Raw genomic sequence first — 15,231 nt, forward strand, 5'->3', positions numbered from 1 at the left:
CAAAATATGGGTAACGGGAAAACATCATGTCTATGTTCAAACCAAGTATATTAACAATTGCACTTGCAACAGCAGGTATTAGCAGTTTCGCTTCATACGCACAACAAGAGCAAGCAACAGCAAAGAGTGACGTTGAAGTCATCGAAGTTAAAGGTTTTCGTGGCAGCGTAGTAGAGTCAATCAATACAAAGCGTTTTTCATCAGAAGTGGTTGAGTCTATCTCTGCAGAAGATATAGGTAAATTACCAGACTCTTCAATTGCTGAATCAATTGCACGCTTACCAGGGCTAACAGCACAACGCCTTGATGGCCGCGCAAGCCGCGTAAGTGTTCGTGGTTTTAGCGAAAACGAAAGTGCAACAACTTTTAATGGTCGTGAGCAAGTATCAATTGGTGATAACCGTGGTGTTGAGTTTGACCTTTACCCATCAGAAATAATGAACGGTGTTACCGTATATAAAACACCAAGCGCTAGCCTAGATGCTGAGGGTATTGCGGGTGTTATCGACATGCAAACCGTAAAACCGTTAAGTAAAGGTGAGCGTGTGATCATGTTTAATGGTCAATTAGAGCAAACAGGTTTTGATAAGCTAAACCCTGATGGCGATGATCAAGGTTTCCGCGGTACAGTTTCGTATATTGACCAATTTGCAGACGACACCATCGGTGTGGCATTTGCGTATAATAAAATGAGTTCACCTAACCAAGAAAAACGTTGGAACTCATGGGGCTACCCTGAGTTTACAGAAGATAGTGGTGAGACATACTCTATCTTAGGCGGTGCTAAGCCATTTGTACGTTCATCAACCCTTGAACGTGATTCAGCCATGTTAGTAATTGAAGCAGCACCAACAGATCGCTTAAACATGACATTTGATGCCTTATATGTGGATTTTTCAGATGAAAAAATTCTTCGTGGTATTGAAGTGCCCTTTGCCTGGGGTCAAGGAGCATTAGATCCAAGCTCTGTGGTAGTTGATCCTGAAAGTGGTTTTATCACCAGTGCTGTAACGCAAGGTCAACGTGTTGTAGTGCGTAATGACTATGAAGAGCGAGATGCAGATTTAACGCAATTTGGTTTTAATACTAAATATGACATTAACGATGATTGGTCTGTAGAGTTTGATGTAAGCCGCTCTGAAGTAGAGCGCAGAATTTGGAGTATCGAAAGCTATTCTGGTACTGGTCGTGGCGATAATCGAGGCGTAGCTGATAATATTGGCTATACCTTTGATGATGGTAATACTGGCGCGCAGTTTTCACATGAGCTCGATTACAGTGACTTTGACTTGATTCAATTAGGTGGTCCATTATCTTGGGGAGCCAGCAAACCTCTGAATCTAAAATATGGTTTAGTTGATGCAGATGGTGAAGATATTTCTGGTTATAAAAACCAGGCACAAGATGGCTTTATTAATGCGCCAGAGATCAATGATGAATTAAGCACATTAAAGCTAGCAGCTAGTAAAGTACTTGATAACGCTTATATTAGCCGTGTTTCATTTGGTATGTCATACCGAGATCGCGAAAAGTCAAAACTGTCTGAAGGTTACTTTATGACACTAAAAGACTTTTCATTATCAAACCCTGGCATGGTGTCAGTACCTGAACAGTATCGTTTGGGCTCAGCAAGCCTTGATTTTATCGGTATGGGCGACATGATTGCTTATGATACTAACGCGCTTGTAAATGATGGTTATTACAGTTTATTTCAAGAAAGCTTAAATGATTCAAAGCATCTAGCTCGTTCTTGGACAGTAAAAGAAGAAGTAATAGCGCTATTTGCTCAAGCTGATATCAATACCGAGTTTGGCTCAACGCTTGTAACGGGTAATATCGGTGTGCGTTATGTTGAGACTAAGCAATCATCTCAAGGTAATGCAGCAGACACCGTGAATGGTGAAGTAATAGTGTCTCCAACAGATATTAGTCATGACTATAATCACTTTTTACCTAGTATTAACTTATCATTTGCTATTGATGAAGAACAAACAGTGCGTTTTGGCGCAGCTAAAACTATCTCTCGTGCGCGCTTAGATGAGATGAATGCATCTGTCACTGCTGAATATAAACAGCAGGTAGACGAGAATGGTAATAACTGGGCGATATCTGGCGGTAACCCAAACTTAGAGCCAAAAGAAGCGACAGGCCTAGATTTAACCTATGAAAATTATTTTCATGAAGAAGGCTATTTCGCTGCAGCATTATTTTATAAAGATATTTCAAAATGGATTTTTGACGGTACTTATGAAACTGATTTAACTGGAGTGCCAAATCCATCTACGGGTGAAGTCCCTGAAAACCCAATTGCCACTGGTTCAGGTAAAGTGAATGGTGGTGGTGGTGACTTGTGGGGTTACGAGCTTTCATTAACCTTACCGTTCACCATGTTTAGCGACTCACTTGATGGCTTTGGTTTAATTGCTAGCCACACAGGTGTAGAGCAAGACTTAAAAGATCAGAAAGGTAACGAATTTGAGCTACCAGGTTTATCAGACCAAATTGATAGCTTAACAGTGTACTTTGAGCGTAGCGGTTTCCAAGCACGTACCAGCATGCGTAAACGCAGTGATTTTAAGGGTGATATTTACGGCCCAGGTTTTGAAACAACACAAGTTGATATTAAAGGCGAAACGATTTGGGATGCGCAAATTGGTTATGACTTTAGTGAAGGCGCTGTAGAAAGCCTTGACGGTTTAAGTGTGACGTTCCAAGTGCAGAATATTACTGAAGAACCATTTGTTTCTTTACAAGGTGACAATGCACTGCAAGTACGTGATTACCAAGACTACGGTCGTACGTTCTTGTTAGGCTTTAGTTACAAGCTATAATAATCTTTAGCGTTGAAAAGCCCTTGTGAATTGTTTTACAAGGGCTTTTTTATATCGACTACACTTATGTAAACGCAAGTGGAGCAGGTGCTATGCAGAATAAAAAAATAAAAAACGTGGTAATAGCGGGCGGTGGCACGGCTGGATGGATAACCGCGGCGCTACTTAATAAAGTGCTCGGCAAGGTTGTTAACATTACCCTTGTTGAGTCAGAACAAATAGGCACTGTAGGCGTAGGCGAGGCGAGTATTCCACCGATCCTTCATCTTAATGCGGCACTGGGTATACCAGAGAACGAGTTTATAAAAGCCACCCAAGCGACGATTAAATTGGGGATTGAGTTCGAAAATTGGCAAAAACAAAATCATAAATACATGCACGCCTTTGGCGATATTGGCAAAGACTTTCCGTTTTGTGAATTTTACCATTTTTGGTTAAGAGCAAAGCAGCAAGGTACAGCGTCAGATTTTTGGGACTTTTCCCTCAATTACCAAGCTGCCAAACAGCATAAGTTTGCTCACTTAACGCATATTCCAAACACGCAACTCACAGGCTTAAATTACGCCTACCATTTTGATGCCACCCTATATGGCGAATTTTTAAAAGAGCTTACAATTTCGCGCGGCGTTAAACGCATTGAAGGTAAAATAGCCAACGTAAAACAATGTGAAGAAAGCGGTTTTGTTCGCGCCTTAGCGCTTGATGATGGGCAGTCAATATCCGGTGACTTATTTATTGATTGTACTGGGTTACGTGCCTTGTTGATTGAGCAAACCCTCAATACTGGCTTTGAAGATTGGTCGCATTGGTTACCCTGCGATAGCGCTATTGCTGTGCAGACTCAAAGTGCGAATGATCCCGTGCCTTATACTCGCTCTATTGCGCATGATGCAGGTTGGCAGTGGCAAATACCACTTCAGTATCGTGTTGGTAATGGCTTGGTGTTTTCAAGCCGCCATATGACGGATGAACAAGCTAGACAACAGCTATTAGATAATCTACCCGGCGAGCCTATCACTGAGCCGAGAGTTATTCGTTTTAAAACGGGACGCCGTCGCAAACAGTGGCATAAAAATGTGGTCTCTGTGGGTTTATCAAGTGGCTTTTTAGAACCATTAGAATCAACCAGTATTCATTTAATCCAAACGGCAGCTATTCGGTTAATTAAACTTTTCCCGCATAACGGAATTGATGAAACCTTGATTGATACCTTCAATCAACAAAGCCAAACTGAAATTGAGCGCATACGAGATTTTATCATTTTGCATTACAAATTAACCGAACGTAGCGACAGTGCATTTTGGCGCCAATGTAAGCAAATGAGTATTCCAGACACTCTGCAAAAGAAAATCGATTTATTTAAAGCAACAGGCAAAATTGTACGCCAAGACGACGAGCTGTTTGCCGAAGTTGCGTGGCAACAAGTCATGATAGGACAAGGGCTTGAAGCCGAAGATTTTCACCCTTTAGCCAATGCCCTCAACGACGAACAATTAGCCGAGCTATTTACAAATTTAAAAACGTTAATTGACGGCACAGTAAACCAATTGCCGACCCACAATGAATTTCTGCACAGGATGAAAAGCAATTAAAATGAAAAAACTCATTCACACACTTTTAGCTGGCTCGTTATTGACGACTTGTTTAGCCACAGCGTTAACAGCTAATGCAATGACAATATCACCACAAAATTGGTGGGTAGGCATGCAAAACAGCTCATTGCAAATTATGCTGCATGAAATTGAGGTTGCAAAACAGCAATGGCAACTCGTGCCATACTCAGGCGTAAAGCTTAAAAATATTACCAAAACCGATAACGCTAATTACGCATTTATAAACCTTGATATTAGCCCAAGTGCCAAGCCGGGCACGTTACTCTTTAAAAACCAAATGGGTGAGCAGTTTGAATACCCATTACTTGCACGCGATAAGCAAAGCGCTAAGCGCCAAGGCTTTGATAGTGGCGATACTATTTATTTAATTAACCCAGACAGATTTGCCAATGGCGATAGCAGCAACGACACAGTTACTGGGATGAAAGAAGACGTTAACCCAAGTGAGCGAGGCGGGCGTCATGGTGGCGATATTCAAGGTATTATCAATGCATTACCCTACTTAGATGAATTAGGCGTCACGCAGTTATGGCTGACTCCACCACTTGAAAACAACATGCCAAGTTATTCGTATCATGGCTATGCTATTACTGACTTTTACAACATAGACCCACGTATGGGCTCGAATGAACTTTACCGTGAATTATCCTCTATTGCGAAGCAACACGGCATCGGCTTGGTGATGGACTTAGTACTGAATCATTTTGGCTCAGAGCATGTGTGGATGAAAGATAAACCCACCGCTGACTGGATTAACTTTAACGGTGATTTTGCTAACGGTAAAAATGCCACAAGCCACGCGCGGCAAACAATTCAAGACCCGCATGCTAGTGAATTTGATAAACGCCAGTTTAATGATGGCTGGTTTGTCTCAACCATGCCAGATCTCAATCAGCGCCAGCCTTTATTAGCTACTTATCTTATCCAAAATGCGATTTGGTGGATAGAATACGCCGATTTAAGCGGTATTCGCGTTGATACTTACTCATATTCAGATAAGGCATTTTTAGCCGATTGGACCAAAGCGATTATGACTGAGTACCCTGCATTTAATATTGTGGGCGAAGAGTGGACTTCAAACCCTGCGATTGCTTCATACTGGCAAGCTGGAAAAATAAATAGCGATGGCTATACGTCAAGCTTGCCAAGTGTAATGGATTTCTCTTTACAAGAGTCACTTATTCAAGCACTTAATGAAGATGAAAGCTGGAATACCGGTTGGGTCAAAGTGTATGAATCTCTGGCGAATGATTTTTTATACCCAAACCCAGATAACTTACTCGTGTTTGCAGATAACCACGATATGAGCCGCGTTTATACTGAGCTTAAACAAGACCTAGCAAAAACCAAAATGGCGATGACCATGCTGCTTACCACGCGGGGGATTGCGCAAATGTATTATGGTACCGAGGTACTATTAGATAACACGGGCAGTAACGATCATGGTGATATACGTATTGATTTCCCCGGTGGCTTTGCAGGACAAAAAACAAACGCGTTTACAGGCCAAGGCTTAAACAGCGATCAAGTTGATATGCAGCAAACCATAGCAACACTGCTTAACTTTAGAAAAAACAGCCCCGCGATTGCAAAAGGAAAGCTGACACACTTTAGCCCAAAAGAGGGGGTGTATAGCTACGCCCGTATTAGTGAACAACAAACTGTGTTGGTGTTTTTAAATAAAAATACCACAGCTAAAACCTGGTCGTTAGATTACATGCGTGAAGTTATAGGCAACCATAAAAGTGCGACAGCCTTATTCAACAAGCAAAAAGTGAAACTAACCAAACCGCTCACCTTACCTGCAATGAGCGCCGTGGTATTGGTGATTGAATAGCGTGAATACGTATGCAAATACTGTCAGTCAGCGGCAGTTCACATTAGTATCATAGCTATAATAAAAATGACGGTTTAATTACATCTTGTTAAACCGTCTGGATAAGTAAGAAGATTATGACAACAAACAAAACCACAATTCGCTCAATTAAGTACGGCTCGTTGCTTTTAGCTAGCAGTGTACTTTTAACTGCTTGCTCTGAGAAACCTGAGCCTAAAGCAAATGAGCAACAAGTTGCAAAGCAGCACTTTAGTGAACATTCAAAGCCAGTGGTATACCAAGTGTTTACCCGCCTGTTTGGTAATACGCAAACGGCCAATGTGCCATGGGGTACAAAAGAGCAAAACGGTGTGGGCACATTTAGTGACTTTAATGATGCTGCTTTAGCGGGTATTAAAGAGCTTGGCACAACTCACATTTGGTACACCGGCGTTTTACACCACGCATTGGTTGGCGATTATAGCCAATATGGAATTAGCCAAGATGATCCAGATGTTGTAAAAGGGCGTGCAGGCTCACCCTATGCGATAAAAGATTATTACGACGTAAATCCAGACTTAGCGATTAACCCAGAACGTCGATTAGAAGAATTTTCAGCACTGATAGAGCGTACCCATCAACACGGTATGAAAGTGGTTATTGATATCGTGCCAAATCATGTTGCACGTCATTATAAGTCAACCGCAAAACCTGCTGGCGTAAAAGACTTTGGTGAACAAGATGACACCAGCGTAGAGTATGCTCGCGATAATAACTTTTATTATGTAACCGGGCAGTCGTTTCAAGTGCCAACCAGCGAAGGCTACCAAGTACTTGGTGGTAACGCGCATCCATTAGCCGATAACCTATTTGATGAAACACCCGCAAAGTGGACAGGTAACGGCGCGCGTGCTGCTAAACCAGATATAAACGACTGGTACGAAACAGTTAAAGTTAACTATGGGGTAAAACCTGACGGCAGTTATGACTTTCCTACTTTACCAAGCGATTATGCCAATAAAGATTTACGTGCCCACTTTGAGTTTTGGCAAGACAAAGACTTACCTAACAGCTGGTACAAATTTAGAGATATTGCGCTGTACTGGCTCGATAAAGGCGTAGATGGCTTTCGCTATGATATGGCTGAAATGGTACCAGTGGAGTTTTGGAGCTTCTTAAACTCGTCGATTAAAATGCACAACCCAGATGCATTTTTGTTAGCCGAAGTATACAACCCAACTTTATACCGCCCTTATATTCATCAAGGGAAGATGGATTACCTCTACGACAAAGTAGGCTTTTACGACACGCTTAAAGGTGTTATGCAAGGCAAGCAAGCTGCAAACAGCATTTTTGCACCACAGCAAACTGTTGCAGACATCGAACAACACATGCTGCACTTTTTAGAAAATCATGACGAGCAACGTATCGCAAGCCCTGACTTTGCCGGCAGTGCTGACAAAGGCAAACCAGCGCTGGTGGTATCAAACTTTATTAGCCGTGCTCCGACACTGTTATATTTTGGTCAAGATGTAGGTGAAGACGGCTCTGAAGATGCAGGCTTTGGTAAACCAACCCGTACCAGTATTTTTGATTATATTGGCGTGCCAGCGCATCAAGCATGGATGAATGATGGCAAATTTGACGGTGGTGCGTTAACTACTGAGCAAAGCCAATTACGTGAATATTATAAATCAGTAATGGCACTGAGTAAGCACCCAGCAATTGTAGCCGGTGACATGCAGCCACTTACGGTAATAGGCAATGAGCAGGTTGCCGCGTTTAGCCGCAGTATTGGCAAGCAACAACTGTGGGTTGTGAGTAATTTTTCGAGCGTACAAACCACAGTCACCATTGAAATACCAATGACTACCTTAGTTAATGATGAGCGTGGCGAGTTTAAGTTATTGGATTTACTTGAAGCAAACCAAACCGCAGTGATGAATATCACCGAACAACAGGCACAAATCAGTTTAACTTTAAATGCGCTTAGCAGTGCAGTATTAACCACTGGAGCACATGATGAGAGATAACAAACCCGATTTAAGCTTTTGGCAAATATGGAATATGTGCTTTGGCTTTTTAGGTATTCAATTTGGCTTTGCGCTGCAAAACGGTAACGTGAGCCGAATATTTCAAACATTGGGTGCAAACGTTGATGACATTCCTATTTTATGGGTGGCAGCGCCGTTAACAGGCTTGATTGTGCAGCCGATCATAGGGTATTGGAGCGATAAAACTTGGGGCAAACTAGGGCGTCGTCGTCCGTTCTTTTTATACGGCGCTATTTTAACGACCTTATCACTGTTTATTATGCCCAACTCTCCTACATTATGGATAGCGGCAGGTATGCTGTGGATCATGGATGCTTCTATCAACGTTACCATGGAACCATTTCGTGCTTTAGTAGGCGATAACCTGCCAAAAAAACAGCGAGCAACGGGCTATGCCATGCAAAGCTTTTTTATTGGTGTAGGTGCGGTTGTGGCGTCAGCATTACCGTGGATGATGACCAACTGGTTTGATATTGCCAATACCGCACCACTGGGGCAAATTCCAGATTCTGTGAAGTATTCATTTTACTTTGGCGGAGTCATTTTATTAATTGCGGTTGGTTGGACGATTCTAACCACCAAAGAATATTCACCTGAGCAACTGGCTAAATTTAACGAACAAGACAGCGCTGATGAACCACAAAATATAACCAATACAGTTAACTTTACGAAAGGCGGTATTATTTTTACTGTACTTGGTTTAGCTGTGCTTGGGCTTGTAACAGGGCTAAATCTTGAAAAGGAGCTTTACCTACTTGCTGGTGGCTTAGTGAGCTTTGGCGTTATCCAATTTATTGCAGGTGCACTTAAAGCAAGGCAAGCAACAAAAGGCGGTTTTTACCAAGTAGTAAACGATGTATTCACTATGCCAGAGGTGATGAGGCAACTCGCCTGGGTGCAGTTTTTTAGTTGGTTTGCACTGTTTGCAATGTGGATTTACACCACGTCAGCGGTGACCAGTTTTCATTACGGTAGCAGTGATACCAGCTCTGCGGCGTACAATAACGGCGCTGATTGGGTCGGTATTTTGTTTGCAGCTTACAACGGTTTTGCCGCAATTGCCGCGTTATGTATCCCGGTCATCGTAAAGCGTGTGGGTTTAAAGCTCGCGCATGCCATCAACTTAATATTAGGTGCGCTAGGGCTAGTTAGCTTTATTGTCATTAAAGATCCAACGTTACTTATTTGGCCAATGGTAGGCATTGGTTTTGCGTGGGCGTCTATTTTATCACTGCCGTATGCCATGTTAAGTACCTCAGTACCGAGCCATAAAATGGGCGTATACATGGGGATTTTTAACTTCTTTATTGTGATCCCACAATTACTGGCAGCTAGCGTACTTGGCCTCATTTTACGTCACTTTTTTGAGAATCAACCTATTTATGCATTAGTGCTAGGCGCTGTGTCATTTGTATTGGCGGCTGTTGCTGTACTGCGTGTTAAGCACACACAGTAACGTTTGCACGCACAATTACTAAGAGAAAGAATTAAGGGTAAAAAATGAAAAAATACAACATCATCACCACAAGTTTACTTATGCTCGGTTTAACAGCTTGCACCGCAGAACAAGCAAAAACAGATACACAGGTCACGTCGCAATTATCAGCACCGGGTGCGCCTGGCGCAGAGCCATTTTGGGCATACTCAGGTAAAACTGGAATTGGCACATCATTTGAGCAATACCAAAACGGTGCATATAGCGATAAGGCTGCAACAGGCACAGTATCCAAAGTATGGTTTTCAATTGCGAAAGGCATGATCACCGAAACCATGTTTGGGCTTATTCACCAAGCACAAATTAAAGACATGCAGTTTGTGGTTATCGGTAAAGACTTTACCGTCACAGAAGGCGACGACCTTGATGTAACTATTGACTATTTATACAAAGATGCGCAAGGTCGCCCGTTGTCACTGGCTTACAAAGTAACAAGCAGTGACAAGCAAGGCCGCTTTAGCCTAGAAAAACACATATTTACCGACCCAGACGGGCAAACATTGTTTGTACGCAGCATTTTTAATACCGAGCTCGATGGCGTAAAAGCGTTTGTAAGTGTTAACCCATATATTGATAACAATGGGCTTGATGACTTTGCCAAAACCACTGAGCAAGGTTTGGTTGCTTGGCAAGGCGATAATTATTTATCACTGCAAGGCGCAAAACCATTTAAACAAACCAGTGTTGGTTTTACAGGTAAGAGCGATGGCCTAAGTGATCTTAAAACTTCACAGCAACTAAATAATGTTTATACCAACACCGGTGAGCAGTCAGGTAACGTAAGCTTGCTTGCAGAACTGGGCGAGATTGGCAAAAACAGCCAATTTGATTTAACCCTAAGTTTTGGTAACAACGAGCAAACAAGCTTTAAAGAAGGTCAAGCAAGTTTAGCTCGTGGCTATCAAAACGTACTTGATAACTACAACGGCAAAGGCGAGGCATTAGGCTGGCAAGATTACCTACAAAGCCTTGCGCCGCTTAACAGCATGAAAGCGCAAACGGCTGATAACGGTAAGCTCCTTTACACCAGTGCACTGGTTTTAAAAGCGCAAGAGGACAAAACCCATGCAGGTGCCTTAATTGCGTCTTTATCAAATCCGTGGGGCGAAACGGTCTCAGCCAAAACGGGGTCAACCGGTTATAAAGCGGTATGGGTGCGTGACTTTTATCAAGTAGCCATGGCCTTTATGGCAATGGGCGATACCGCCACAGCTAAAACGGCATTCGAATACCTTGAAAAAGTACAAGTAAACGCCAATACCCCGGGCAACAATGGCGACACAGGCTGGTTTTTACAAAAAACACATGTTGACGGTGAACTTGAATGGGTGGGGGTACAGCTTGACCAAACAGCCATGCCTATTATGCTTGCATGGAAACTGCACCAAGCCAATGTGTTAACAGATGCAGAGCTAACTGATTGGTACGGCCGAATGTTAAAACCCGCTGCTGACTTTTTAGTTGACGGTGGCCGCGCTAAAATCTTGTGGAACGACATGCAAATCACGCCGCCAGCCACACAACAAGAGCGCTGGGAAGAGCAAGAAGGTTATTCACCTTCAACAACCGCTGCTGTTGTAGCAGGTTTAATTACCGCCGCTGATATAGCTAAACTTGCAGGTGATGAGCAAAACGCAGAGCGTTACCTTGAAACTGCTAAAAAATACAATAGCGACATAGAAAGCATGATGTTCACCACCAAAGGTAATTTAGAATCAAGCAATTCAGACGGTGAGTATTTTATTCGTATTGGCCAAGATAAAGACGCTAATTCAAACACTAAAATTAATGCTAATAATGGTCGTGAAGGTTTTAACAAAAAACAAGTTTTAGACGGTGGTTTTTTAGAGCTAGTACGCTACGGCGTGCGCGATGCACTTGCCCCAAGTATTGTAAAAACCCTACCTGAGTATGACGATGAAACCTTAGTCGATAACTTACAAGTTAAGTATAGCTACCAGTTTAGCGATGGCAGTGGCTCATTCCCAGGCTACCGCCGTTATGGTAACGACGGTTACGGCGAAGATGAAATAACTGGCACAAACTACGCCGAAGGTGGGCAGAATACTCCAGGTCAACGCGGTCGTGTTTGGCCGTTTTTTACTGGTGAGCGCGGCCATTACGAAATTGCCGCAGCAAATGCCACGCAATCGTTAAACGCAGACAAGCAACAAGCGATTAAAAACACTTATGTGAAAGGGTTAGAGCAGTTTGCCAACGAAGGCATGATGCTACCTGAGCAAGTATGGGATGGCGTAGGCAACAACAAAGCAGGCTACCAACTTGGCGAGGGCACTAACTCTGCCACACCACTTGCGTGGACACACGCAGAATACGTTAAACTGGTTCGCTCTTTAAGCGACAAACACGTATGGGATCACTACCCAGTAGTTGAAAAAGCACTAAAGTAAGTTTGTTTGATCAGTAATACTAAAAACCACGGTTAACAGCCGTGGTTTTTTACGTTAAGGCTTTATCAATCGGGCTCATTGTATTGCTAAACCGACTGCCAATTACATGGGTATAAAGCTCTGTTGTTTTTAAATCTGTATGGCCTAATAATTCTTGTACTGTGCGAATATCGCAGCCACTGACCAATAATTGTGTTGCAAATGTATGTCTAAATGTATGCGCTTTAACACTTTTAGTTAGTTTCGCTGCTAGTACCGCTTTTCTAAGCTGCTTCCTAAAAGAAGTTTCATGAAGGTGGTGACGGCAAATATAACCGTCGTAAGGGTGCACGCATCGAGTAGATGAGGGAAATAGATACTGCCATGAAAAATCTTTAGCGGCATTACCATATTTTCTTAATAGTGCAGGAGGTAATGATGTTAAACCGTAGCCTTGTGCTAAATCATTGCTGTGTGTATTTTTAACGTACTCAATTTGATTATTTAAATCATTATTTAAATCATTATTTAATGATTTAGGTAATAGAGTATAGCGGTCTTTTTTACCTTTACCGCGAAAAATAAATAATGTGTTATTTTCAAGGTTTAGGTCTTTTACGCGTAGTTTTAACGCTTCGTTTATTCTTAGCCCGCAGCCATAAAGTATTGACGCGATTAAACGGTATTTGCCAGATAATTTGTTAATTATAGTTAATGCTTCTTCGTGAGTTAACACCGTTGGCAATGCTTTCTCCCGCTTTGTGAATGAATAAGATATGTAATGGTCAACTAATTTTGGAGAGATCCTAAGCGGCATTTTTTAATTCATTATATTTCTGATGTGGTGTCATATAATCAAGCGCTGAATGCCTGCGTTTGTAATTGTAAAACTTAATATAACTATCTACTTCACTTATCACTGAATCATGATTTATAAATGAAAGACGATTCAGGCGCTCTGTTTTTAAGCTTCTAAAAAAACGCTCCATAACGGCATTATCCCAACAATTACCTCGGCGACTCATACTTTGCGTTATAGTCAGTTGTGATAACCGCTCTCTAAACGTGGCCGCTGAATACTGACAGCCCTGATCTGAATGAAACATCAGTTGATTAAAAACCGGATGTTGGCGCTTAATTGCATTATTTAATGCGGCTTTGGCTAATTCAGCATTAGGGCTTTTTGATAAAGCATAACCTACAATTTCCTTCGTTGATAAATCTAACACGCAGGCCAAGTAACTCCACCCTTGCTGGTTCCTAATGTAGGTAATGTCACCGACCCAATGTGTGTTATGTGTATCGGGGTTGAATTGTCGTTTTAAAAGGTTTTGTGCATAGTGGTGCTCATCACCTGAATTGGGGTAATAATGTTTTTTCTTCGGCGCAATGGCGTGTATATTCAGCTTGTTCATCAGTGCGGCCGTTTTATATACCCCTATTGTGTGCTCTCGTGCATTCAGTTCTGCGTGTATTCTACGCCTGCCATACGTATTACCGGAGTCCTCTGCTATCGATTCAATTAAATCTAAAAGCACCTGCTCTTGTTCATCAGGTTTGACAGGCTCATAGTAATAGCTACTCATACTGACTTCTAAAATACGACACAATTCAGTGATAGTGTAATCTGCGTTCGCTTTGCGCATTCTCATGACTTTGATCACCGATTCTCATCAGCTTTGATCACTTGATTTATCATTTTGTAGAGCCGTTTTTAAATTAGCTTAACTGATCATCATCAGTCAATTTATTTAACTGTTTTCGTATCGATTCTCCTTTTAAATTCAACTTAATCGAACCATGAATTAGCCTATCTAAAATGGCGTCAGCATGAGTTGATTCTCCGATCATCTCATGCCAGTTCTCTTGTGGTAGCTGGCTTATAATTATGTGTGATTTATATCCGTACCGCGCATCGATTAATTCGAGTAAGTCACCTCGTTGCTGCGCACTCAGTGGTTCAAGCCCCCAATCGTCTAAAATCAGTAGATCATACTTTATTAGCTTCGCCAGTAATTTTCGGTAACTACCATCTGCTTGCGCTAGAAACAGGCTTTCAAGTAGTTCTTTCAATCGAATATAGTAAACACTTTTTCCTTGCAAACAGTGTTCATGCCCTAAGGCGCATGCGAGGTAGGTTTTTCCACACCCTGTTGCACCTGTGATTAAGATATTTTGGTGTAAGTTCAGCCAGCTATTTTGGCTTAGATTACGTATCTGTGCTTTTTCTATATTACGTGCCGGTGAGTAAATCAGTTGGTTTAACTGAGCTGGTAAGCGGAATTTTGCATGTCGCACGAGTCGGTCGATTTTCCTTTGCTCACGCGTGTCAATTTCATGGGTGAGCAGTAAACTTATGCGCTCTATAAAGCTTTGCTCTTGATATAGATTTGGCTGCTCAAGCTGCTGCTTTAATGCGTGTTTTATACCCGATAACTTGAGTAGTTGAAGTTGCTGGTTAATGGTATCTATCATGTTTTCATTCCTTAATGGTAATAATCTGTGCCACGTATGTTGCTATGTGTAATTGGCTTGTCAGGCTCTGTTTGATGTGTGGGTAACGGTTGTTGATCTAACCCTTTTTTCAGCATCTGCTTTATTGATTTGAGTGTGGTCGTATTCATCACAATTGCGCGATAGCATGCTTGCTCAAGCCGTTCTTTTGAATACGTTTTAGCTAAACTTAACAGCCCTAAACAGACACGATAAGCGTGCTCGGGGTGACGCCGTCCACTGAGCTGTAACTCAACAACTTGGTGGGTATATTCCCCGATACTTAATGCCCATGAACGTAAGTTTATTGGTGACTGCTCATGCTGTTTTTGATGCGCCAGAGGCATATGGGGAGAGTGTGTTGTATGTCCGCCTAAACGTTGTGAGCGAGGATGTTGTGCGATTAAGGTATCGCCATGATAAAGCTGTACTAGCTGATTGGTTATGTGTGCGCGTAATTGCTTCTTAACCCACTGATACGGCACACTATAATAATGTTTTTCTATTTCTACATGATAATCAATGTGTACTCGCACCGT

Annotated in this window: 8 protein-coding genes and 2 pseudogenes; 6 read left to right on the top strand and 4 right to left on the bottom strand. The window is 42.1% G+C overall.

Annotated elements, in window-relative coordinates; all coding sequences use genetic code 11:
• Window positions 1-26 precede the first annotated feature (26 nt).
• The 6 genes from QMA12_RS17555 (at window position 27) to QMA12_RS17580 (ending at window position 12,220) form a co-directional block, all read left to right on the top strand.
• Entirely contained in the window at window positions 27-2,831 is a 2,805-nt protein-coding gene (locus QMA12_RS17555; protein WP_290210799.1) for a TonB-dependent receptor, read from the top strand.
• A 92-nt stretch (window positions 2,832-2,923) separates the two neighbouring features.
• On the top strand, window positions 2,924-4,423 hold the full coding sequence (locus QMA12_RS17560; protein WP_290210800.1) for a tryptophan halogenase family protein: 1,500 nt from the start codon (window positions 2,924-2,926) through the stop codon (window positions 4,421-4,423).
• Window position 4,424: 1 nt separating this feature from the next.
• Window positions 4,425-6,281 carry a glycoside hydrolase family 13 protein gene (locus QMA12_RS17565; protein ID WP_290210801.1) on the top strand — a complete coding sequence of 619 codons (1,857 nt, stop codon included), beginning with the start codon at window positions 4,425-4,427 and terminating at the stop codon, window positions 6,279-6,281.
• 116 nt (window positions 6,282-6,397) lie between these two features.
• Window positions 6,398-8,293, top strand: coding sequence for an alpha-amylase family protein (locus tag QMA12_RS17570; RefSeq protein WP_290210802.1), 1,896 nt, complete (start codon window positions 6,398-6,400; stop codon window positions 8,291-8,293).
• Complete coding sequence (locus QMA12_RS17575) at window positions 8,283-9,770, top strand: MFS transporter (protein WP_290210806.1); 1,488 nt, start codon at window positions 8,283-8,285, stop codon at window positions 9,768-9,770. Before QMA12_RS17570 ends, QMA12_RS17575 begins: the two co-directional genes overlap by 11 nt.
• Before the next feature lie 44 nt (window positions 9,771-9,814).
• Window positions 9,815-12,220 carry a glycoside hydrolase family 15 protein gene (locus QMA12_RS17580; RefSeq protein ID WP_290210803.1) on the top strand — a complete coding sequence of 802 codons (2,406 nt, stop codon included), beginning with the start codon at window positions 9,815-9,817 and terminating at the stop codon, window positions 12,218-12,220.
• Window positions 12,221-12,269: 49 nt separating this feature from the next.
• Here the strand turns inward: QMA12_RS17580 and QMA12_RS17585 are convergent, their stop codons facing one another.
• The 4 genes and pseudogenes from QMA12_RS17585 to QMA12_RS17600 form a co-directional block, all read right to left on the bottom strand.
• A complete protein-coding gene (locus QMA12_RS17585) occupies window positions 12,270-13,016 on the bottom strand; it encodes an integron integrase (RefSeq protein WP_290210804.1) in 747 nt (248 codons plus the stop codon).
• Window positions 13,006-13,869: pseudogene (locus tag QMA12_RS17590) on the bottom strand (IS3 family transposase); the annotation flags it as partial. The gene QMA12_RS17585 and the pseudogene QMA12_RS17590, both read right to left, overlap by 11 nt.
• Window positions 13,870-13,918: 49 nt before the next feature.
• Complete coding sequence (gene istB, locus QMA12_RS17595; protein WP_290210805.1) at window positions 13,919-14,674, bottom strand: IS21-like element helper ATPase IstB; 756 nt, start codon at window positions 14,672-14,674, stop codon at window positions 13,919-13,921.
• 11 nt (window positions 14,675-14,685) lie between these two features.
• Window positions 14,686-15,231 (bottom strand): annotated as a pseudogene (locus QMA12_RS17600) (IS21 family transposase); the annotation flags it as partial.

This window comes from Pseudoalteromonas sp. APC 3893, assembly GCF_030408095.1.
Classification (GTDB): Bacteria; Pseudomonadota; Gammaproteobacteria; order Enterobacterales; family Alteromonadaceae; genus Pseudoalteromonas.

What these genes read in the sequence shown, in the direction of transcription:
- QMA12_RS17555 (WP_290210799.1), top strand. Translation starts at nt 27, where the DNA reads ATGTCTATGTTCAAACCAAGTATATTAACAATTGCACTTGCAACAGCA.
- QMA12_RS17560 (WP_290210800.1), top strand. Translation starts at nt 2,924, where the DNA reads ATGCAGAATAAAAAAATAAAAAACGTGGTAATAGCGGGCGGTGGCACG.
- QMA12_RS17565 (WP_290210801.1), top strand. Translation starts at nt 4,425, where the DNA reads ATGAAAAAACTCATTCACACACTTTTAGCTGGCTCGTTATTGACGACT.
- QMA12_RS17570 (WP_290210802.1), top strand. Translation starts at nt 6,398, where the DNA reads ATGACAACAAACAAAACCACAATTCGCTCAATTAAGTACGGCTCGTTG.
- QMA12_RS17575 (WP_290210806.1), top strand. Translation starts at nt 8,283, where the DNA reads ATGAGAGATAACAAACCCGATTTAAGCTTTTGGCAAATATGGAATATG.
- QMA12_RS17580 (WP_290210803.1), top strand. Translation starts at nt 9,815, where the DNA reads ATGAAAAAATACAACATCATCACCACAAGTTTACTTATGCTCGGTTTA.
- QMA12_RS17585 (WP_290210804.1), bottom strand. Translation starts at nt 13,016, where the DNA reads ATGCCGCTTAGGATCTCTCCAAAATTAGTTGACCATTACATATCTTAT.
- istB (WP_290210805.1), bottom strand. Translation starts at nt 14,674, where the DNA reads ATGATAGATACCATTAACCAGCAACTTCAACTACTCAAGTTATCGGGT.